This is a genomic window from Nocardia ignorata NBRC 108230 (assembly GCF_001612905.1).
In the GTDB taxonomy this organism is placed as follows: Bacteria; Actinomycetota; Actinomycetes; order Mycobacteriales; family Mycobacteriaceae; genus Nocardia; species Nocardia ignorata.
Window position 1 is genome coordinate 93,218 of sequence record NZ_BDBI01000010.1, and the last position, 22,559, is coordinate 115,776.

17 protein-coding genes are annotated in these 22,559 nt (G+C 67.1%); 8 read left to right on the top strand and 9 right to left on the bottom strand.

Annotated elements, in window-relative coordinates:
- The first annotated feature begins 13 nt into the window (after positions 1–13).
- From NI2_RS09300 to NI2_RS09310, 3 genes are all read left to right on the top strand, one after another.
- Positions 14–223, top strand: a complete 210-nt coding sequence (locus NI2_RS09300; protein ID WP_067488489.1) for a hypothetical protein — start codon at positions 14–16, stop codon at positions 221–223.
- Positions 220–510 (top strand): WhiB family transcriptional regulator, encoded by a 291-nt coding sequence (locus tag NI2_RS09305; RefSeq protein ID WP_067488491.1) that lies wholly within the window; start codon positions 220–222, stop codon positions 508–510. The genes NI2_RS09300 and NI2_RS09305 overlap by 4 nt, the downstream gene beginning before the upstream one ends.
- Before the next feature lie 95 nt (positions 511–605).
- Positions 606–3,887 (top strand): serine/threonine-protein kinase, encoded by a 3,282-nt coding sequence (locus NI2_RS09310; RefSeq protein WP_067488493.1) that lies wholly within the window; start codon positions 606–608, stop codon positions 3,885–3,887.
- Positions 3,888–3,919: 32 nt separating this feature from the next.
- On the opposite strand, the gene NI2_RS09315 is transcribed toward NI2_RS09310, so the two are convergent.
- From NI2_RS09315 to NI2_RS09350, 8 genes are all read right to left on the bottom strand, one after another.
- Entirely contained in the window at positions 3,920–5,275 is a 1,356-nt protein-coding gene (locus NI2_RS09315; RefSeq protein WP_067488495.1) for an MFS transporter, read from the bottom strand.
- Positions 5,276–5,447: 172 nt separating this feature from the next.
- The gene (locus NI2_RS09320) at positions 5,448–5,975 is read right to left on the bottom strand and encodes a cupin domain-containing protein (protein WP_067488496.1); all 528 of its coding nucleotides are present in this window, start codon (positions 5,973–5,975) and stop codon (positions 5,448–5,450) included.
- A 92-nt stretch (positions 5,976–6,067) separates the two neighbouring features.
- On the bottom strand, positions 6,068–7,024 hold the full coding sequence (locus NI2_RS09325) for an alpha/beta hydrolase (protein ID WP_243749943.1): 957 nt from the start codon (positions 7,022–7,024) through the stop codon (positions 6,068–6,070).
- Positions 7,025–7,075: 51 nt separating this feature from the next.
- Positions 7,076–8,581 (bottom strand): sugar ABC transporter ATP-binding protein, encoded by a 1,506-nt coding sequence (locus NI2_RS09330; RefSeq protein WP_067488537.1) that lies wholly within the window; start codon positions 8,579–8,581, stop codon positions 7,076–7,078.
- A 5-nt stretch (positions 8,582–8,586) separates the two neighbouring features.
- Positions 8,587–9,669 carry a hypothetical protein gene (locus NI2_RS09335; protein ID WP_067488498.1) on the bottom strand — a complete coding sequence of 361 codons (1,083 nt, stop codon included), beginning with the start codon at positions 9,667–9,669 and terminating at the stop codon, positions 8,587–8,589.
- Complete coding sequence (locus tag NI2_RS09340; RefSeq protein ID WP_067488500.1) at positions 9,666–11,834, bottom strand: ABC transporter permease; 2,169 nt, start codon at positions 11,832–11,834, stop codon at positions 9,666–9,668. The genes NI2_RS09335 and NI2_RS09340 overlap by 4 nt, the downstream gene beginning before the upstream one ends.
- 6 nt (positions 11,835–11,840) lie before the next feature.
- Complete coding sequence (locus NI2_RS09345; RefSeq protein WP_067488502.1) at positions 11,841–12,914, bottom strand: sugar ABC transporter substrate-binding protein; 1,074 nt, start codon at positions 12,912–12,914, stop codon at positions 11,841–11,843.
- A gap of 42 nt (positions 12,915–12,956) precedes the next feature.
- Positions 12,957–13,976 carry an ABC transporter permease gene (locus tag NI2_RS09350; RefSeq protein ID WP_067488504.1) on the bottom strand — a complete coding sequence of 340 codons (1,020 nt, stop codon included), beginning with the start codon at positions 13,974–13,976 and terminating at the stop codon, positions 12,957–12,959.
- Positions 13,977–14,232: 256 nt separating this feature from the next.
- Between NI2_RS09350 and NI2_RS09355 the strand changes: the two genes are divergently transcribed.
- Positions 14,233–15,273 (top strand): helix-turn-helix transcriptional regulator, encoded by a 1,041-nt coding sequence (locus NI2_RS09355; protein WP_084476259.1) that lies wholly within the window; start codon positions 14,233–14,235, stop codon positions 15,271–15,273.
- A 103-nt stretch (positions 15,274–15,376) separates the two neighbouring features.
- Positions 15,377–16,810: an MmgE/PrpD family protein gene (locus NI2_RS09360; protein WP_067488508.1), complete on the top strand. Its 1,434-nt coding sequence runs from the start codon at positions 15,377–15,379 to the stop codon at positions 16,808–16,810.
- A 149-nt stretch (positions 16,811–16,959) separates the two neighbouring features.
- Here the strand turns inward: NI2_RS09360 and NI2_RS09365 are convergent, their stop codons facing one another.
- Entirely contained in the window at positions 16,960–18,561 is a 1,602-nt protein-coding gene (locus tag NI2_RS09365) for a sigma-54-dependent Fis family transcriptional regulator (protein ID WP_067488510.1), read from the bottom strand.
- A 195-nt stretch (positions 18,562–18,756) separates the two neighbouring features.
- On the opposite strand from NI2_RS09365, the gene NI2_RS09370 reads away from it, so the two are divergent.
- The 3 genes from NI2_RS09370 (at position 18,757) to NI2_RS09380 (ending at position 22,538) form a co-directional block, all read left to right on the top strand.
- Entirely contained in the window at positions 18,757–19,635 is an 879-nt protein-coding gene (locus NI2_RS09370; RefSeq protein ID WP_067488512.1) for a helix-turn-helix transcriptional regulator, read from the top strand.
- A 454-nt stretch (positions 19,636–20,089) separates the two neighbouring features.
- A complete protein-coding gene (locus NI2_RS09375) occupies positions 20,090–21,226 on the top strand; it encodes a lactonase family protein (RefSeq protein ID WP_067488514.1) in 1,137 nt (378 codons plus the stop codon).
- A 97-nt stretch (positions 21,227–21,323) separates the two neighbouring features.
- Positions 21,324–22,538, top strand: coding sequence for a CoA transferase (locus NI2_RS09380; RefSeq protein ID WP_067488516.1), 1,215 nt, complete (start codon positions 21,324–21,326; stop codon positions 22,536–22,538).
- Positions 22,539–22,559: the final 21 nt, after the last annotated feature.

Sequence of the window (22,559 nt, forward strand, 5' to 3'; positions counted from 1 at the left end):
CGAAGGACCGATCATGAACGTGCTGATCGAAATGACCGCGTTGTGCCTGACCCGTCCCGCCCCCGGCGCGGATGCGCAAGCGCTGGCCGCCTGGTACGCGGCGAAGGCACGGTTGCACGACCACCTGGCCGGTCTCGGCGGACCTGACAGCGCGCGCGAACGTGAGCTCGCCGCGGCCGCTCACCGGCGCGCGCTGAGCGTCACCGTGGGTGAACCGGCATGAGACCCGCGGGCGAGAAGTCTTTGCGCCTGCCCCCGCCGCGCGCGGAAGCGTGGGCCTGGCAGATGTATGCCACCTGCCGCGCCTACGACGTGAACGACTTCTACGACACGGGCCAGGAATCGCGAAAGGTGCTTGCCGCCAAGAAGGTCTGCGCGGACTGCCCGGTGCTGACCCATTGCCGGGACCACGCGGTCACCACCAACGAACCGCATGGCATCTGGGGCGGAATGACGCCGAGAGAGCGAGCGAAGTACCGCTGGGTGCACTACTGGTCGAAACGCCTGTGATGCCGGTCGAACACCGGCATCGACAGGGCTATTCTCGGTAGAGGCGAGCGCACCCGCGCACCGCGACCCGAGCGGCAGTACCGAATCGAGCCGAGATGGCCGACATCGAGTCGACACAGCGCAGTTCCGCTTCGGGAATTCCCGCGGAGCTGGCCGCGGCGGGCTTCGAAGACGCCGAGGAGATCGGGCGCGGCGGCTTCGGAGTCGTGTACCGGTGCGCCCAGCCGGATCTGGACCGGGTCGTCGCGGTGAAGGTACTCACCGCTGAGCTGGACCCCGACGGGTTGCAGCGTTTCGTGCGTGAGCAGCAGGCGATGGGCAGGCTCTCGGGCCACCCGAATATCGTCGCCGTCTTCCACGCGGGCACGACTCATCGCGGGCATCCCTATCTGGTGATGCCCTATCACGCGCGTGGGTCGCTCGAGCAACGCATTCACACCGTCGGTCCGCTCGACTGGGCGGCGACGCTGCGGCTCGGTGTGAAGATGGCTGGTGCGCTGGAGTCGGCGCACAGGGCGGGCATCCTGCATCGCGATGTGAAGCCGGCCAACATTCTGATCAGCGACTACAACGAGCCGGAGCTCACCGATTTCGGCATCGCCAGGGTCAAGGGCGGATTCCACACCACCACGGGTGTCGTGAGTGCCTCCCCCGCGTTCGCCGCGCCCGAAGTTCTGCGCGGCGCTTCGGCCACCCCTGCCGCGGATGTGTACAGTCTCGGCGCCACACTTTTCTGCGCGCTCACCGGGCATGTGGCCTACGAACGTCGCGTAGGCGAGCAGGTCGTGTCCCAATTCCTGCGAATTTCCCGGCAACCGAGCCCCGATCTCACCGGCCGGGATGTGCCTGCGGCGGTCCGGTCGGTGATCGAGCACGCGATGGCTCCCGACCCAGCCGACCGGCCCGCCGATGCCGCTGGTTTCGGCGCGGAACTGTGTGCGGCGCAACGGGCTACAGGCGCACCCGTCGACGTGCTTCGGGTTCCGAGCCCGCCACCACAGGTGGCGGCGCCGGCACCGCGATCGAAGGAACGAACCACTGCCCCACCGACTCCGGCCACCAAGTACCGCCCGCCGACCCCGGCGCGTGCGACGCTGGCCCGTAAGCGGCTGCTCGAGCGGCTGCGTACGTGTGAACGCACCAGGCTCACCACCATTCACGCACCCAGTGGTTTCGGGAAGACCACGCTCGCCGCGCAATGGCACGACGAGCTCGTCGAACACGGCGCCGCCGTTGCCTGGCTCACCGTCGACGAGGACGACGACAACGTCGCCTGGTTTCTGGCCCACCTCGTCGAGGCTGTCCGTCCCGCGGTTCCCGATCTCGCCGACGACCTCGATCGCCTGCTCGAGGCCGACCCCGACGATCCGGCCCGCGCTGTCCTCACGGGGCTCGTCGACGGTCTGCACGCCCGCGACCGGCGGGTCACCCTGGTCCTCGACGACTGGCAGCGCGTCACCGGCGCCGACTCGGTGGCGGCCATCCGGTTCCTGCTCGAGCACGGCTGCCATCATCTGCCGCTCGTCGTCACCACCACCGCGAGTCCGGGCCTGCCGGTCAGCCGACTGCGCATGCACGGTGAGCTCACCGAGGCCGACGCCGCCACTTTGCGTTTCGACGCCGACGAAGTCCGCCACTTCCTCGACGACGCCGATGATGTGCACCTGGACGCCGAGGAAGTCCTCGCGCTGACCCGGGCCACCGACGGGTGGATCGCCGCGTTACAACTTGTGGTGCTGTCGTTGCGCGCGGGCGAGGACACCGGGCAGCTACTCGGTAGCCTCGCCACCCACCCTGATATCGGTGCGTTCCTGGCCGAGAACGTGCTCGATGCCCTCGACCCGGAAACGCTCGACTTCCTCATGACGACCTCGATTTGCGAGCGGATCTGCGGCAGCCTGGCCGCAGCGTTGACCGGCCACGCCGATGCCGCCGAAGTGCTCGCCGACCTCGCCGAACGTGGATTGTTTCTCCTGCCGACCGGCCCCGGCAGCGAGTGGTACCGCTACCACCAGCTCTTCGCCGGTTACCTGTGCCGCAGACTGACCCAGGACCGGCCGGGACAAATCGCTGGGCTGCGGCTGCGGGCCGCGCAGTGGTTCGCCCGCCGTCATCTGCTCAACGACGCCGTCGAACACGCTCTCGCCGCCGAAGACCCCGGCCGCGCGGCCGAGCTCGTCGAGGAGGGCGCGGGCTATCTGCTGGAACGGTCCAGAATGGTGAGGCTGCAGGGGATTCTGGCCAAACTTCCCGCGAATGTGTGCCGCACGAGACCGCGGATCCAGCTGTTCGGGGTGTGGGTGAACCTGGTTCTGCGCAGGCCTGCGGCCACCGAGGCATACCTGGCCCGTTTCGAGTCGGCCCTGGACTGCGTCGACGAAGCCGACCGTGCCGATCTACGGGCCGAAGCAGACGTCGCGATCAGTGTCCGCGAGATGTTCGCCGACCGGGTATCGGCACTGGACGGGCTGATCGGGCAGGCGCTGACCCGTCCCGACGACTTCTCTCCCAGGATTCCGGGCCTGGCCGCCAATATCGCTACCTTCGCCGCGGTCCATCGCTTCGACTTCGACGAGGCGCGGCGACGGCAACTCTGGGCGGCGCCGTACCACGAGGCGACCGGCCCGTTCCTGTCCGTCTACGGTCGCTGTTTCGCCGGTCTCGCGGCCCTCGAACAGCTCGACATCGCCGGCGCCGAGGAGCTTTTCACCGTCGCACTCGACACCGCACGGGCCACGATGGGCCCGGCGGCGCACGCCACCCGCCTGGCCGGGGCACTACTCGGTGAGCTGCGTTATGAGACAGGCGATCTCGACGCAGCCGTGGATCTGCTCACGGCGAGCAGGGAACTGTCGACCGAAGGCGGCGGTGGGGTGGACTTCATGCTGGCCACCTATGGAACAGGTGCGCGGGCGCGGTCCCTGCGCGGCGATCACGTGGGCGCGCGCGAACTCCTGGCAGAAGGCCTGTCGGTCGCCGAGCGCCTCGAGCTACCTCGGCTGACCGCTCGTCTCCGCAACGAACAGGTCCGCGCGGGCTTCGATCTGGACCCGCGAATCGCCGACGCCCTGCTGGCACCACGCACGGTCCGGCACGAGGACGGAATCGTCGCCGCCATCGACGAGTTCGACGAGGACTCAGCCATCCGACTGCTGTCGGAGGCGGGCGAACACGAACGTGCGCTGGCACGAGCCGAACTCCTGCTCGCGAGCATGCACGCGAACCGTCGCCCACTGGCGAGGTTGCGCGCCGAATTGCTACTGGGTTCCGCGCTGCGGCGGGCCGGGCGCCGGGACGAGGCCGAACACACTCTGTCGCCGTTGCTGTTGCAGTGCACCCGGCTCGGCCTAACCCGTCTGCCCGCCGACGCGTTGTGACGACCTAGCTGTGCCGGACGGGAAACCTGAAGCTAGCGGGCCGGTTCGACGACCCCGCCCGGGTCTGTTTCAGGGGCCTGTACCTGCGCAACCTCGTCGTCGACCGTCGAAGCGGGCATCAGGATCACGACGACGGCGGCGATCAGCGCGGGGATCGCGAAGGCGTAGAAGTTCCAGTGGCTGCCCAGCGAGGAGCCGACGACCCAGCCACCGATCGACGGACCGAGGATGGAGCCCACGCGGCCGAGCCCCATGCTGGCGCCCACAGCCGAACCCCGGCACGAGGCAGGGTATTTGGCCGCGACGTAGCCGTAGGCGAGCGAACTGCTGCCGATGGACCCCAGCCCCGCGCCTGCTACCGCGACCATCAACACCGCGGTCTCGAGTTTGCGACTCAGCGCGAGCAACGACACCGCGCCGATGAGGAAGAACAGAACCAGGATCCGCCGTGAGCCGTACCGGTCGGCGAGCATCGAACCGCCGATCATGCCGATGATGGCACCGACCTGCAAGACCAGCAGGAATTGCAGCGAGGAGCCGAGTGGGTAGCCTGCCTCGCGCATCAGCACCGGCAACCACGTGTTCAGACCGTAGGTGATCACCTGGGCGCAGACGCAGACCAGGACGAACAGCAGCAGAGATGGCAGGTACCGGCGGGTGAGGAGCATACGCAGCCCGCTCGCGCTGTCGGTGCTCGAGGCCGTGCCGACCTGGATTCGCTGTTCGGCGCGAATCGCGTCGATGTCGAGTCCGTAGTCACCGGCCAGCTCGGCAGCCTCGGCGTCTTTCCCGCGAGCGACCAGCGAGTTCACCGATTCCGGCAACCAGAAGTACATGGCGGGCACCACGATCACGCACAACGCGCCGACGCCGTAGAGCACGCGCCAGCTGTTGTCGGGGAGCAAGGCGATCGCGACCAGGGCGGCGATGATGCCGCCGAAGGAGTAACCGGTCAGCATCATGCCGTTGTAGATCTGCCTGCGATTGCGCGGCGCGAACTCCATCGTCAGGGCGACCGCCGAAGGGACGACGCCGCCGAGGCCGATGCCGGTGAAGAACCGAGCGGCGCCGAGGAATTCGGGCGACGTGGCGACCGCGCAGATCGCGCAGCCGGTGGAGAACCAGACGACACCCGCCATCATTACCTTGCGGCGTCCGATGCGGTCGGCCAGTGGGCCGGCGAGCAGGAAGCCGACCATGAGGCCGACCAGGGTCCAACTGCCGATCAAGCCGGCGGTGCTCGCCGACATCCCCCACCCCGGTTCGTCCAGGAGGCTCGGCACGGTGGCGCCGTAGACGATGAGGTCGTAGCCGTCGGCCACGATCGTCAGAAAACAGAGCATGACCACGACGAGGCCACTTCGTTTGCGCGGGGCCGGACCATCCATTTCGTACTCCTTCGACGTTCTGCCACAGCGACACCGCCGTGCGACGTGGATCACAATATCGCACAATATATGATCCGGAATACTTTCTCGACGACCAGCTCGTGCGTGAACACAACAAAGACCTGGGACCCGTCGGCGGTTCCCAGGCCTCGTAGCCGGCGCTGTTCGGCCGTCAGCGCTTACCTGGCAGCATGACCGCCACCATGGTCACCGGCTTGTCGGTCCGGTTGCTCCAGGCGTGCTTGATCCCGCGGTTGATCACGGTGTCGCCCGCGCGAAGCAGGGTTTCCCCCGTTTCGTAGATCGCGTAGATCTCGCCGTCGATGATGGTGGCGATGTCGACGGTCTCGGTGGCATGCAGGCCGACGATCGCGTCGTCCTCGGCCTTGGCGTCCTCGCCGTGCAGGTTGCCGATCGATTCCGCGTATACCGCTGGGTCGATCTCGCTGTCGGGCGGGAAGGTCGCAAGGCGCACCACCACGCCCGCGGCGGGCGGGTCCAGCTCCACCTCGGAACCGAGCGTGTCGCCGTCGGCCATGGCGGCGGGCAATGCGTCGACCCGCCACACGTCGTTCACCGTGAACGCGGGCAGGGCGATGCGCGTGGCGGTGTCCTCGTCGACGACGATCGTCGACTTGCCGTCGCCGTCGAGGCCCGCGATCACGCGTCGTGCGGTCTTGCCGAGATGCTCACTGGTCATGGATGCCACCCTTCGGTCCGGACGGACAAGACGCCCGTCACATTTCCATAATAATATATTCCATATCAAATCTTCGATAGGGTGGGCGCTGATCAGAGGTTGGTCGCGAAGAAGGGGGTCAGGGCGGCCATGGCCTGGTCGACGTACTCAGGGCGGTCGTAGAGACCCACGTGACCCGCGCCTTCGACCAGCACGAGGTCGGTGTTCTCCGGCAGGCGCTTGTGCAGGGCATCGGCCTGCCACAGCGAACCGGCGGCGGAGCCGGCGATCAGCAGCACCGGCTGGGTCAGGAACTCGGCACCGGCGAAGGCGTCGTAGTCGAAGATCCGGGTGACGCTGGCGGTGAACAGCATCCGGTTGTCGGAGTTGGGGTGCTGCGCGCGCTGGGTGCGGTAGTACTCGTGCGCTTCGATCATGTCGGGATGGGTTGTGTCGTCAAGGGTTTCGGGCACGTAGGTGACCTCGGCGATCTCCCCGCCCGCGGCTTCGATGGCGCGCTGCCCCGCGACGGCGTCCAGCGTGGCGAGCTGCGTTTCCAGCGGCAACGAGCCGTCCCAGCCGCGCCGGAAGGTGGCGCCGATGTCGACCGGGCTCACCGTGCCGACGGCCTTGATCCGGCGGTCGGACTTGGTGGCGTCGATCGCGTAACCGCCCCCGGCGCACACACCGAACGCGCCGATCCGGGCGGCATCGACGAAGTCGAGGGTCGAGACGTAGTCCACCGCGGCGCGGATGTCCTCGACCCGCGCGAACGGGTCTTCCAGCCGACGCGGAATCCCGCCGCTCTCCCCCTGGTGGGAGGCGTCGAAGGCAAGGGCGACGAAGCCCTCGGCAGCCAGCTTCCGCGCGTACAGACCGGCGGTCTGCTCCTTCACGCCCCCGCCCGGATGAACGCACACGATCGCCGGGTAGTACCGGTCGACGGAGAAGTTCTCGGGCAGGTACAGGTCGCCCGCCATGGTGACCGTGGCGTTCGGGAAGTCGATGTGCTGCACGATGATGTCCTCGGCTCGTCGGGGTTCTTTCCGGATGACATCAGTCTTCGTCATCCGGAAAGTCCCTGGCAGGACGACTCTGTTCCTGGGAAGGATCCTTCCCCCTCAGTGCACCGCGGCGAACATCAGCTTCGCGTCGTCGGCCTCGGCCGGATCGAACTCGGCCACGATGCTGCCCTGCTTGGCTACCAGGATCCGGTCCGAGAGCGCCCGGATCTCCGGCAGATAGGACGAGATCACGATCACCGCCACACCGTCGTCGGCCAAGGCGCGGATCATCGCGTGGATCTCGGTGATGGTCCCGAGGTCGACACCACGGGTCGGCTCGTCGATGATCGCCACCAGTGGCTGACGGGTCAGCCCTTTGGCCAGCACAACTTTCTGCTGGTTGCCGCCACTGAGCTCCTCCAATTTGGCCCGCTCGGGTCGCAGAGTGCGCACATGGAACCGCTCGACGAAGCGCTGGGCCACGGTCTTGCGTTCCCCCGGTCGCACCAGCAACGGCAGGCGTGGCGCGCTGCACAGGTGCCCGAAGTAGATGTTGTCGGCGATCGAGAAGTGACCGAAGAAGCCGGAGGCCTTGCGGTCCTCGGTGATATAGACCAGGCCCGCGCGACGGGCGTGGCGCGGTGTCCGGAAACGCACCTTGTGCCCGTCGAGTCGCACGGTGCCGCCACGTAGACGCCGGCGCTTGGTCACCCCGGCGACGATCATCGCCGTCTCACTTCGCCCGGCACCGACGAGACCGTAGATCCCGACGATCTCCCCCGCGTGTGCGGAGAACGACATGTTGCGCACAGCCGGAAGCAGGGTGATGTCCTCGACCTCGAGCACCGGTGCCGGATCGGGCTCGCGATTCGGTGGCACCCGTTGGTATTCCACGCTGCGTCCCACCATCATCCGCACCACCTCGGCGCGGTCGAAGGCCGGTTTGTCGAGTGTGCCCTGCACCTCACCGTCGCGCAGGACCGTGATGCGGTCGGCCTCTTCCAGTGCCTCGTCGAGCATATGGGTGATGAACACGACCCCGATGCCCTGCTTCTTCAGCCTGCGCATCGACAGGAACAGCTGCAGTCGTTCCTCCGGTGTCACCGAGGCGGTCGGTTCGTCGAGGATGACGACCTTGGCGTCGCGGTGTACCGCGCGAGCGATCTCCACCATCTGCTTCTGTGCGATGCCGAGCGCACCAGCGGGCACCTCCGGCCGGATGTGGAAGTTGTGTGACTCCAACAATTCTCGCGCAACCACATTGAGCTGGGAGAGATTGTTGAAAGCCTTCTCGTCACCGAGGAACAGGTTCTGCGCCACGGTCATCGACTCGACGAGCGAGCCTTCCTGGTACACCATCGCGACCCCGGCCTCGGCCGATTCCTTCGGGGTGCTGAAGTTGCGCATCCGCCCGGTGACGAGCAGGGTGCCCGCGTCGTGTTCGATCGCACCCGAGATCACCTTCACGAGGGTGGATTTGCCCGCGCCGTTCTCACCCAGCAGGGCGTGGATCTCGCCCGGAGCGACCTCGAAGTCGACGTCGCGCAGCGCGTAGGTTCCGTTGTAATGCTTGCTGATCCGGCTGAGCCGGATCACCGGCTCGGCGACGGCGGTGTCGCTCACGGTGCTCACCTTTCGTTGTCTGTCTGCGGTTCGATCAGGTTGCGGAAACCACGCGCCGCCACAACGATCCGTCCGTCACGTGACACCACGCCGGTGACCCCGTGGCGGTCGCTGTCCGCGCGCGAATGCACACTTTCGGCGATGCGTCCCCGCTGATCGATGCGGAAAGCCAGACCGTAGGAGCGCGCGGGCGCCCACGGTTTGATCACGCCGTGTACGCGCAGCTGGCCTAGCTGCAGAGTGTCGGTGTAGGGATCCGGGCACCGCAGGCGTGGGACGAACCATTGGTCCTGACGAATCGTCGTGGTCATCTCGCGTAGCAATGCGGGTTCGTCGAGCAGCAATTCGGTGAAGCGATTGCGCGCGTACGGCGCGGCGACCCACCAGCCGTCCGTGGTGGCGGCGATCCGGCCCGGATACACCGGCAGATTCGATGCCACCGCGGTGCCGGGCTTGCTCGGTGCGGCCACGGTGCGGCGTTCGATGCGGTGGTCGAAGCCCAGCGATACCAGAACCTCACCCTCGCCGGTACTTTCGATTCCCCCCGGCCAGCCGAGACCCTCGGCGACCACCTCGGCGTGCGATCCGTCGACGCGCACGATGCGCCCACTCCGGTCGTCGGCGACCAGCGCGGCGGACCAATCCGGTATCTCGCGGGAGCCGATGGTCGCCAACACGACGCCGTCCGGCAGCAACGTCAGATCGGTGACGCACCCGGCCAGCTCGGGATCGGTGCACAGGTCGGTGGCCACTCCGCTTTCGTCGACTGTCACGAGGCCGACGCCCTCGACGGCGGCGACTACCCGATCATCGGCGACCAACAGACTGCCGACCTGCCCACCGAGCGTCACCAGCCGCATGACGGTGCCCTCGGTGAGCGTGAAAATGCTGTCACCACTGGAGAAGACGACCACTCCGTTGTCACGGATGCGCACGTCGTCGGGTTCGAACTCGACGTCGGGCAGCAGAGTCACGCCCTCGTCGAGGCGGCGGTTGGGCCGCAGGCCCGCCTCGAACGGAGGCACCGTGCGGTGCCGGGCCCAGTCGGGGTTCAGCCATTCCTTCATGGCGTTGATCGTCCGGTTCATCGCCGTACCTCCACCATCGATCGGCCGGGCACGATCAGCCCGGGAACCGCGGCCGGATCGATCGTTCCGACCTCGCTCGGGTCGAGGGTGAGTCGACCGATGCGGTTGTTGCTGACACCGCACAGATACAGCTGGCCGGCCCGCTCCTTGACCGCGGTCACCATCGGATAGTTCGCCAGCGACGAATCCCACAGCACCTGAAGGACTTCGCCACGATCGTTGAACTTCATCACGCACGACACGTTGAGCTGCGGCACCACCCAGCTGTCGAGCGGGACCTCCTTGGTCATCCGCCTGCGCACCGCCGGGTAGCGGTTGAGCAGGTCCGACATCGGCGTGCGCATCGACACGAACGGCAGCCAGTAGTTGCCGTCGGAGGAGCGGTTGAGGTTGTCGGGGTTGCCGGGCAGGTTCTCCAGCACCGGCTCCAGCTGCCCCTGCTTGGGTCCGGCGATCCAGAGCCGGTCCACCCGGCACAGACCGGTGCTGGCGATGAGGATCGACTGGCCGTCGTGCGAGGTGCAGATGCCGTTGGGAAACACGCTGTTCGACACCACCACCTCGGTGCCGCCGTCGGGGTCGATACGGACCACGCGGCCGTTTGCCCGCGATTCCACCAGCTCCACCAGGTATTCGGCCGCGTTGGTACGCGTGGAGAAGTCCGATACGTAGATCGAACCGTCCGGCGCCACGTCCAGGTCGTCGACCGCACGCAAGGCCGAATCGTCGAGCAGGGAGAAACGACTGCGTCTGACCTTGGTGGCGATCGGCTCGGATTCACCGTCGGGGGAGATCCGGTAGATGCCCATACCACCGACGGCGACGAGCAACTGGCCGTCCCGGTCCCACCCGTGCCCGAGGGGGAAACCGCCTGTGCGAGCGAAAATCTCGCCCTCATCAGGGTTGTCGGCGGCGAAACGCCACACCCAGCCTCGACGATCACCGCAGTAGACATTGCCCTCCGGGTCGACCGCGCAGTCCTCGGCGCCTTCGATCTTGCCGAGACCGATCGGGGGTGCGTCGGTGGTCCTGTTGTTGATCGTCCACACCGTGCCCGGCTCGGTGACGTCGACGAGCGGGCCGAGCGTGATCCGGCCCGGATCGATCTTGAGCTTGTCGGCGGTGCGCTGCCGGTATTTGCCCCACTGCAGGTCGAGCACCGCGAACACGAGCAGTGCGGTGGCGAGAACGACCGTGTAGTAGGAACCTTCGAGTCGCAAGGCCACGGTGGCCTGCTGGATCACCTGCACGACGATGATGCCGACGGTGGCCCGCAGCACCGATCCGCGTCCGCCCTTGAGGCTGACACCACCGAGCACCACGGCGGTCAGGGCGATGATCTCCCAGCCCTGGCCGACGTCCGGGTCGGTGCGCCCGACCCTGGCCGAGGTGAGCAGGGCGGCCAACCCGGCCAGTGCCCCCGACAGGACGTAGACGAAGAAGGTGACCCGGTCGACCGGAATGCCGTTGCGCCGCGCCGAACGCCGATCACTGCCGACCGCCGCGACCCACCAGCCCCACCGCGACCGGGTGAGGCCGACATGCACGGCGATCAGTACGCACCCGAAGAAGAACCAGCCGGTGGGGATCAGCGCGATGCTGCCCTCACCGAGGAAGTCCCAGACGATATCGGGCTTGGGCATGCTCAGTTCGAAACTGAACGCCGACTGCAAGGCGGCGGCCGCACCACCGAACGCGACCAGGGTGACCAGCGTCGTGATGAACGGCCGCATCTTGCGATAGGCGATGAAGTAGCCGTTCACGCTGCCGAGCAGGGCGCCGAACACCACGGCGCCCGGTGCGACGACCGCCATCGGCCAGTCCCAGGCACGGGAGGCGACCATCACGCCGATCGCGGTCAGGCCGACCATCGAACCGATCGACAGGTCGATGCCACCGCAGACCAGCACCACGGTGAGCCCGATGGCGAGCAGCCCCTTCTCCGACACCTCGTCCATGATGATCGGGGTGTCGGCCGGACCCACCGGGGTGAAGAGGACGAACAGCAGGCTGAGCAGCAGGGCGAGGGCCAGCGGAACCGCGCCCTCCATCCAGCGCTTCTCGAACAGGTCCGACAGGGTTCTGGCGGGCGCGAGCCGATCACGCCACTTCCCGCCGGTCAGGGGGAAGGCATCGACTCCCCGCGAGCGTGATTGCAGTGTCATCGCCGCTCACTGCCCCTTGTAGCAGGCGATGGTGGTGTTGTCGACGTTCGCGCGGTCCACGATGGTGTGCGGCACGAACGCGACGGTGTGGCTGCTGCCCGCCGGGGCTCCGGTCTGGATCAACTGCTGGGTCGTGACCACCGCGGCGGTGCCGACGCCCTGGACGTCGTAGGAGGCCGAGGCCGTCACCTTGCCCGCGCGCAGCGCGTCACACCAGACGGTGTCGGCGGCCATCGTGTACGTGCCGAGGGAATCGGCGGGGATCACCCCGCGCGAGACCGCGCTCTGCACGGCGTCACCGACGGCCACGGAGTTGAGGTCGTATGTCACCAGGAATCCGCAGAAGTTGTTCTTCTGTTGCTGAATGATCGACTCGGCGGCCTGCTGCGCGAGCGAGTTCTGCCACTGGGTGTGCGCGGTGGTCACCACCTCGAAGCCTGCCGGGTCTAGCACGTTGCGCACGCCTTTGGACCACAGCAGAGAGGCCGCGTCGTTGCCAGGACCGTCGATGATCGCCAATCGCTTGGGGGCCCCACGCTTTTCGCAGTCCTGCACGGCGCGCTGGGCGATGTCCTCGGCGGCGGCGAGGTTGTCGACACCGATGTAGGCGTCGCCGAGGCGGCTCGAGATCATGTTGACCACCACCGTGTAGATGCCCGCGCGCTGGGCGTCCTCGATCTGCTTGGACAGCACACCGACGTCGGGATTGTGCAGGATCAGCACATCGACGGCCTTGCGGGCGATCAGATCGCTGATGATCCTGGTCATCTTGTCGGTGTCGAAATTGGGGTCGTGGATCTGGAAGTCGGCGCCGAGATTGCCGAAGGCACGCTCCATCGAGGCGCCCCAGTTCATCGTCAGGTTGTAGCCCTTGTACAGGATCGGAACGAAGGCGACCCGCTTGCCCTGCATCGACTCGTGCACCTTCTGCGTCGCGTCGAACAGCTGCACGTTCTCACCGAACGCCTGGCCCTCACCTCCCGCCGGTCCGGTGGACGAGGTTCGAGCGCCGGTGGAACAGCCCGCGAGTACGACGGCCGAGACCGAGGCGAGAGCGAGAGCGATCATCTTCTTCTTCATCGTTGAAGACTCCTTGTGAGCGAAAGGGTTTCGAGGGTGGCTTTACAGTTCGCCGCTCTTGGCGGTTTCCTCGTCGCGCGGATGCAGCCACGAGTCGAGTGCGATGGCCGCGATGAGCACACCGCCACGGATCAGGTCCTGCACCGCGGAGGTGAGACCGTGCAGCACGAGCAGGTTGTTGAGCACACCGATGAACAGCGAGCCGGCGAGCACCCCGAGAATCGAGCCGCGACCGCCGGCCAGCGAGATGCCACCGATCACGGTCGCGGTGAGCGCGGTGAACAGCAGCGGGTCGAAGGAGGTGACGGTGGTCTGCACGCTGCCCTGGATCGACACCGTCAGGTATCCGGCGAGCAGGGCGAGCAGCGCGGAGATCACGTAGGTGAGCACCTGCAACGGGCGAACGGGGGCACCGGTGGCCCGGGCGGTGGCGAAGTTGTCGCCCATCGCCCGGATCAACCGGCCCGCCGAGGTATAGGTGACGAAGAGCCAGGCCAGCACGAAGACCGCCGCCGCGATAATGATCGGCCGCGGCACACCGAGGATCGAACCGTTGCTGAGCTCCGCGATCCACGAACCGCCGGGCAGCGCGTAGTAGTTGCTGTCGAGCAGCAACATGTCCACCCCGCCGATGACGAGCAGACCGGTGGCCAGCGTGACGAACAGTGACGGCACTTCGACATAGGCCACGAGCACGCCGTTGACGAGACCGACGATCAGCGCGACCGCCGCTGCGATCGCGATCGCCTGCCACTCGGGCATGCCACTCGACATCAGGGCGAGCGTGGCCTGGGCGCAGCCGAGCGCGACACCGGCGATCGACAGGTCGATGCCTTTGCCCAGGATGACGATGGCGACGCCGACGGCCAGAATCCCGAAGGCCGCCGACAGCCGCAACAGGCTGGCGAAGTTTCCGGTTGTCAGGAATCCCGGTGTCGTCGCGGCACCGACGACACACAGCACGGCGGTGATGCCGAGAACGAAATAGGCCTGTTCCGAGCGGCCGAGCTGGTCGCGCAGGCTGGGACGGGGCGTGGTTGCCGCCGCTGTGGACGTCGTCATGATGCTCCCCGCATGGGTTTCTCCTCTGAGACTCAGGTCACTCTCGCAGACTGTGCGAAATATTAAATATGTGGTGTCGTGCCTCACAAGAAGATCGACCTGCGATCATCCGAAGGGTCGACAGCGCTGCGACCAGCGGCTGATGCGGACCCGGAGTTTCGGACACGATTCGGACGCACACCGCGCTATCGCGTTATATATTGCATATTCTGTGTAGTAGTGGTATGAGGACTGGAGTTGACACGTGGTGATCGACATGAGGGCACCCAGCGGCGGCGTGGCAGTCGAGGCCGAGCTCATCGCCGTCGCCACCGAAGCGTCGGAGATCCTCGGACGCCGGATCCAGCCGCCCGGCGCCCACTCCCCCGACGCGGCCAAGCGGCTGCTCGCCCAGCTGTGGGACGAGGCAGTGGCCGCACTATCCGGCATCACCGACCACCCGGACATCCAGCGAACGACCGCGCTACTGGCTCGCATTCGTGCCGCCGAGACCGAACTCGCCGCGGTCGACGCCGCGAGTTCGGCCACCCACCTGCGGATGGCCGCACAGGCGATCGCGCGATTACGCGGCGCACGCGGCGTCGACGACTTGCTGAGCCGGGCCGCGGAGGCGATGGGCGCAATGGGCTTCGACCGCGCACTCGTGTCGAGGACCGAAGGCCAGCGTTGGCACCTGCACACCATGTTCGTCGTCGACGACAAGCCTTGGGCCGAGGCGATTCTGGCGGCCGGACGCGAGTCCTCACCGACCCTGGACGGCCACCTGGTCGAGAGCGACATCGTGCAGCGGGCCCGACCGGGACTGGTCTTCGACGTTCAGCACAATCCCCGTGTCGTCCGACCACTGGTGGAGATGACGCACTGCAGTTCCTATGCTGTCGCGCCGCTGACCCTGCACGGTTCCGTCGTCGGGCTGGTGCACGGCGACTACTACTTCCAGCGGCGCGAAGCCGACGCCACCGCGCGGGCGATGCTCGCGGTCTTCGCCGCCGGGTTGGGCCACGCACTGGCCGGTGCGAGCTTGCTCGACGGCGTAACCGCCCTGCGCAGTGGACTGGATCGGCTGACCGGCCACGCGGCCGGTGGTTGCCTGCCCCAGGGTCAGGCGCTCTCGTCGCGCGAAGTCGAAGTGGTCGAATTGCTCGCGGCGGGCCGAGCGAATCGTCAGATCGCGCGCGACCTGGCGATTTCCGAGGCGACGGTCAAGACTCACATCACCCATATCCTGCGCAAACTCGGTGCGGCGAACCGCGCCGAAGCTGTCGCGTACTGGCTGCGCGGCAGTACCGTCCACTGAGTCGGCGTTGCCGGAAACCCGTTCGTAATGCTTACATAATATATAGTGCAAGTAATGGTGCGGGCAGGTCTGCTGTCCTCGCACCCCCGTGAGAGGACAGTCCATGGCCGACACCATCGTCGAGCAACTGGCCCGGTTCACCACCGGCGCGAACTACGACACCCTTCCGCCCGAGGCCGTCGACGAAGCCAAGCGCTTGCTGCTCGACGCGATGGGCTGCGCGCTCGGCGCCGTCGAGGAACCCAAGGGCAAGATCGGTATCCAGTACGGCAAGCTCACCGGCGGCACAGACGGCGACGCCACCATCATTGGCACCGACGACCGGGTGTCGATCTTCGGCGCCTCCTTCGCCAACGGCGAACTGATCAATGCCCTGGACTTCGACGCGGTGCTGCCGCCGGGCCACGTCTCGCCCTACGTCCTGCCGACCACGATGGCCATGGCCGAGAGCCGTGGCCGATCCGGCCGAGAGGTGCTCGCCGCCGTCGCGCTCTCGCACGAGATGTCCTACCGCTTCTACAAGTCGATGGATTACCTGCGCGACGTCCAGAACGATTCGATGGATCTGTCGCCGGTGATCGGCTACAGCGTCACCGTCTTCGGCGGTACCGCGGCCGCGGGCAAATTGGCGGGGCAATCCACCGAGACCTTGGCCAACGCGCTGGGCATCGCCGCCGCCACCGCCCCGGTGAACTCGATGCGGCCGTGGATCAAGCACGCTCCCAGTTCCACCCTCAAGTACCTGCTCGCGGGCACGTTGACCCAGGCCAGCCTGACCGCGGTCTTCATGGCCGAGCTCGGTCACACCGGTGACCTGGAGATCCTCGACGACGCCGAGGTCGGTTTCCGCAAGTACATCGGCACCCGCCGGTGGGAACCGCAGAACCTCACCGACGCGCTCGGCACCGAATGGCGGTTCCTGGCCGAACAGTCCTACAAGCCCTACCCGCACTGCCGGATCCTGCACGCGCCGCTGCACGCGCTCACCGAGATCCTCGAGACCAACGACATCCGGCCCGAGGAGATCGACGCCATCCGCTGCTGGGGTGAGGCCGCGGTGATGCACCCGTTGTGGCAGAGCCGGGTCATCGAGAAGACCCACGACGCGCAGTTCGACATCGCGCACGGTCTGTCGGTCGGCGCGCACCGGGTCACGCCGAGCCGGGCTTGGCACGCACCGGAACTCGTGTTCAGCGACTCGGTGCTCGGCCTGATGGACAAGGTCACCTTCGCGCCGCACCCGGACTACTTCAAGGCACTGTCCGCGCATCCTTCGGCACGCCCGACCAAGGTCGAGGTCGACGCGCGGGGCACCACTTTCGTCGCGGAGCGGACCTATCCCAAGGGCAGTCCCTCCCCCGATCCGAGCACCAGGATGACCACTGACGAACTGGTCGCCAAGTTCCGGATCAACGCCCGAGATGTGCTGTCCGAGAATAGAATCGATCAGGTCGTCGAGACGGTGCTCGGGGTGGACAAGGTCGACGATTTCGGCACTGTGATGCGTCTGCTCGCTCCGAACAGCAGGCAGGTCTGAGAATCAGGCACGAAAAGCCCCGCCCGCCCCCTACGCGTGCGGGGCTTTCCGCGTACCGGCCGCCCCCTTCATCGGCCGATGCTGTCGACAGTAGCCAGGACAGCAGAAGGGGCATGTCCAATATTCTGGACATTCCCCTGGTCGACCGGTCACGCGATGCGTAGTGCTCTGATCCGGTTGTAGAGCGTCGATCGGCTCACGCCCAGCGCACGCGCGGCCTGCAACTTGTTGCCACCCGCGGCCTCGAGGGCCGCCATGATGACTTCCCGTTCGGCTTCCCGAATCGGCGATCCGGGTACCTGGCCACCGCGGTGCGAGGCGGGCAGGTCGGTGGGGATGATGTCGCCTGCCGATCGGGTACTCGCCACTAGTTCCACGACGCGGCGCAGTTCGGCGAGATTGCCACGCCACGGTTGCGAGGCCAGCACCCGCATCGTCTCGGCGGTGAACCGGGTCCTGGTGTGGCCGGTGACCTCGGTCAGCATCTGCTGGGCCAGGCCCGGCACCTCGTGCCTGCGTCGGCGCAACGGGACCAGTTCCCGTCGGTCGTTGCACAGCGCGGGCAGGGGGGCGTGCACCGCGTCGAGGTGCTCGCCCGGCGTCGAGGTGAGCACGACTTCGCGGGAGGTTTCCCGTAGCCGCTGGGCGAGCAGCGCGGTAAGTTGCTCGGAAAGCAGCTGGATGTTCTCGATGATCACCGGCGGGCCGTCGGCCGCCAGTGTCTCGCCGAGCTGAGCGGCCCACGCAGTGTCACCGATGAGCACGATGTCGGTCGCGTCGAGCGTGCGAGCCGCGGGGCCGACCAGACCAAGCGCTTCGGTGGTTCGGCCGGTCCCCGCCTCGCCGACCACGAGCAGCGGCCACAGCGGCATCCGGTCCGAGGCCACCCTGGCACGTCGAACACCGGACTCCTGGGTGATGTCGACGAGAACTCCGTCGGCTCCGTCGATCGATCGGCAGACCAATCGCACGGCGCGACCGGAGGTCAGCACGAGTTCCCGGCTGTCCTGTCCACCGACGGGCACGGCTTCGGCGCAGGCACGCAATGCGGCGTGGTCGGCCGGCTCGAGCAGGTCGACCGCGGCAGGTGTGGCCAGGACCAGCCCGTCACCGATGACGACGACGGCCCGGCCGCGGCGTCCCGCGGCGGCCTGGAAGGCGCTCATCAGTCTGCTGTGCGCACGGGGTGAGTCACGTTGGAGCCGCTCTTGGATATCGCGGACCATGCGGCGGGCCAACAGCGCCGACAACCGGTGGTCCGCACTGGTTTTCGCGCCGATCCCCAGCACGCCTTCGAGCCGACGGGTGACCGGATGGAAGATCGGATGCCCGTAGCAGGTGAATCCGCGAAACAGTGCCAGGTAGTGCTCGTCGGCCCGCACCAGCAGGCTGCGCCTGGTCTCGAGCGGGGTGCCGAGCGCATTGGTGCCGATGCGATCTTCACCGAGTTCGACGCCCGGCACGATGCCGATATCGGCGACGGCCCGCCGGATCGATCGGGCGGCGCCGTGGATGTCGATCACCCGGCCGGCCTGATCGGCGAGCACCAGCGCCACCGGGGTGCCTTCGAGCTCACTCGCGACGCGCCGCAGGACCGGACTCGCCGCGCGACCCAGGAAGCTGTCGGTGCTTCTGGTCGCGAGGTCGAACGGCGGCATCGCGTCTTCACGGATGCCGTTGAGCCGCGATCGGGCCCACGCCGACTCGATGTCCGGTCGAGTCGAATCCCGGTAAGCCTGCAACACAGTCATGGATACTCAACACCACCTTGTCCCGGCCGCCTGAACATGCGGTCGATGCCCAGTCCCCTGTGACCGAGCGCACTTGTATTTTATACACAATATCTGCTTGGTTCCTCGGCTTTTGCCGTGATGCCTGGCATTTTCTGGTGACGTGGGAAGGATTTCTCCCAGGCACAGCGCCGCCGCCGGGCATATCGTGGAGAAATGACCGAGAGAGCGCCTCACCTTCGCGAGCTGGGTGGATTCCTCAAAGCGCGGCGTGCCGAGCTCAGCCCGGAGGATGTGGGTTTGAGCGTGCACAGCGCCGCCGCGCGCCGGGTCGCAGGTTTGCGCCGCGAGGAGGTGGCGGACCTGGCCGCGATCAGCCACGACTACTACACCCGGATCGAGCAGGGCCGTCTCGCACCGTCGGAGCCGGTCCTCGACGCGTTGGTGCGCGTTCTGCGCCTCGACGACGCCCAGCGCGACTACGCGGAGAACTTGGTTCGCCGTTCCGATCGCCGACCGGCCAAACGAGGCCAGAAAACTGTGCGCCCTCAGCTGCAGCGACTGCTCGACCAGCTCACCGAAACCCCAGCCCTGGTGTTCGGGCGCTATCTCGATATCCTCGCCTGGAATCACCTGGCGGCGGCGTTGATCACCGACTTCGGCCGGATGACTCCGCGACAGCGCAACTATGTGCGGATGGTCTTCACCGATCCGGCGATGCGCACCCTCTACGACGACTGGGAGAGCGTCGCGCGCACGTGCGTCGCCATCCTCCGCATGGATGCCGCGGCCAATCCGACCGACCCCCAGCTCACCGCGCTGGTCGGTGAACTGTCCATCGCCGACGAGCAGTTCCGGCAGTGGTGGGCGGCGCGCAATGTGGCCCGGCAGGAGTTCGGCTCGAAGACACTCAACCACCCGGATGTCGGCGAGATGACCCTGAACTGGGACACTTTCAGCTCGTCGGGCGATTCGGAACAGCAGCTCGTCCTCTGGTCGGCCGAGCCCGGCACGACGTCTCATGAGAAGTTGCGGATCCTCACCTCATGGTCGGCGCCGGTCCCGGAACAGGCCCCGGCGGACCACCCGAACTAGCCCTTTCGAACGAACCGGACCCGCCCTCCGGTCATAACACAGTAACGGTTTTAATATATTATGCGTAATTATCCTGCGGACTCGGCCCGCAATCCCCAGCCCCCCGCAGAGCAAGAACCGCCGACGCCTGTCCGCATCATCGTCCACGAACTCCTCGACTACTTCGGGAGATGCGGCGCCTGCGGCTACCCGGCCTCGGCTTCGAGAGTGATCAAGCACTTCGGCGAAGGCTCCATCCAGCACGAGGTGATAGCCACCTGCGGTCTCCCCTGCGGCTGGCGCGCCCCTGTGTCGATGCGCCGGATGACGGGCTCCCCGTGAACACTGTCCGAATTCCTGGACACTCCTCGCGCTCGAACGTTCCTACATTCGAACGACCCGGGAGGTAGCGCCCGGGCACCGCGGAATCCCGCGGCCAGTCGGGAACTGCGCTCGCGCGCCGGAAGGAACGTCGATGACGACATCCAACAAGGGGACCACAGGTTTCGCCGCACGGACCAAGAAGGCGGCAGTCGCAGTCGCGACCGTCCTGCTGAGCGCGGGGGCGATGCCCCCGGCAGCGGCCGGGCCTGTCGACAACCCCCGGTTCCTCCTTGTGGGTGGCACAGTCAGCGGTGACGTGACCGTGTTGCGTGTGGAACCGGGCGGCGGACTGACGAAAGTGGGCCAGACACCCGTCGGTCTCGGCGTCATGTCCCTGGCGCTCGCACCGAACGGGCGCCACGTCTACGTCACCCAGGCGGGTGAACAGCGGGTCAGCGGATTTCAGATCGACTATGCGGGCGCTCTTCGCCCGATCCCCGGGGCTGCGGTCGATATCGGTGGCGGCGTTCCGATCACCTCGACCCTGTCCGCGGACGGCAGTCTGCTGTTCGTCGCCGTCGGCGGAGTGCCCGGGCACATCAGGACCTACTCGGTCGACCCGTCCGGCGCGCTTACGCAGATCGCTTCGATCTCCGTACCAGGGTTCAGCGCTATCCCGATGATCCGGATCGACCCGGACGGCCGATTCCTGCGCTTCGTCAGCCCCTTCGACAGCCTGATCTCCAGCTTCTCGATCGAACCCGATGGTGAACTCACTCCGATCGGCGCTCCGGTGTCCGGCGGTGCGCTGCCGGTGAATCCCGGCTACACCCCGGACGGCCGTTTCGTCTATGTGAGCAACGAGTTGGGCGGCAACATCTCCGGCTACTCGATCGGCTGGGACGGCCATCTCACTCCCACGCCCGGGTCACCGTATGCCAGTGCGCTGATGCCACATGGAGCCGAGGTCACCGCCGACGGCGCGCGAGTCTACGTGCCCGTGGTCGCCGGCGGTGGTGTGGCCGGGTACTCGATCGGCGAGGACGGCGCCCTGGCAGCCCTCCCTGGTTCGCCCTATCCGGCGCCTCCCGGTTCCGGCCCCGGCACGCTGGTGCTCAGCGACGACGAGCGGCACGTCTACGCCGCCGACGTGCTGACCACGGGAATCACCACCCGGGTACATACCTACGACGTGCGACCCGACGGGACTTTGGCCCTGTCCGCCTTGCCGTCGGTGGACACCGGCACCGTCCTGGGCGACGGACCGATCATGGTGCTCACGCCTTGACCATCAGATATATTATATTTCAAACAGTCCGCAGTGGGTGAAGGAGTAGCGCGATGCAGATGCCGGGTCATTTCGAGGATTCCCTGGTGGTACACGCGTGAGCGGGCAGCCGCTGGCGGGTCTGCGCGTCGTCGAGTTCGCCAGTTTCGTGGCAGGACCGTCGGCGGGGATGACCCTCGCCCAGCTCGGCGCGCAGGTCATCCGGGTCGACCCGCTCGGCGGCGGGCCCGACTACCGCCGGTGGCCGGTCGCCAAGAGCAACGGTGAGAGCCTGTACTGGAATTCACTCAATCGCGGTAAGCAGTCGATCGCCGTCGACGTGCGCAGCGAGCAGGGTCGGGAACTCGTCCTGGCGCTGGCGACCGCCCCGGGCAAGGATGCCGGGATCGTTGTCGACAACGCGGTCGGGCGTCCGTGGTTCTCCTACGAGGCGCTCGCTGATCTGCGAGCCGATGTGATCAAAGTGCACATCGGTGGTCAGCCGGGTGGCGGTCCCGCGGTGGACTACACGGTCAACACCGAGGCCGGCGTCACCGATCTCACCGGGCCCGCCGATTCTCGTACGCCGGTGAATCATGTGCTGCCCGCGTGGGATCTGGTCGCGGGGATGACCGCGACCACCGCGCTGCTCGCCGCGCTGCACCGCCGGGAACGGTCCGGCGAGGGCGCGCACCTGCAGATCGCGCTGGCCGATGTCGCCCTGGCCGGCGTCGCGAATCTGGGGTGGCTCAGCGAGGTTCGGGAACGCGGCGACCGCCCGCGCCACGGCAACTACATGTACGGCTCGTTCGGCGCCGACTTCGTCACCGCCGACGATGGACGAGTCATGGTGGTAGCGCTCACGCCGCGTCAGTGGCAGGCGTTGTGCACGGCGACCGAGACGACGAAGGTGATCACCTCGCTCGAACAGACCCTCGGGGTGGACTTCGCCGACGAAGCGCACAGGTACATCCACCGTGAGACGATTGCGGCGGTGATGCGGCCGTGGTTCGCCCGGCTGCCCCTCGATGCCGTGGGCGCGGCGCTCACCGAAGCCGGCGTGCTGTGGAGCCGATACCGCCAGATGAGCGATGTGGTGGCCGATTTCGAGGCGGGAATCGGCAGCCGGGTGCTGACCGAAGTCAGCCAACCCGGTATCGGGCCCGTCATCTCGGCACACAGCCCGATCCGTGAGAACAGCGAGTACGGACCGGTGCGCCCAGCCGCAGCCCTTGGCGCCGATACCGATCAGGTCTTCGCCGAAATCCTCGGTCTCAACGACAGCGAGCTCGGTAAGCTGCGTTCGGCGGGAGTGCTCGGGACCACCGAATAGGGTTGCGGCCCTGCGCTCTCT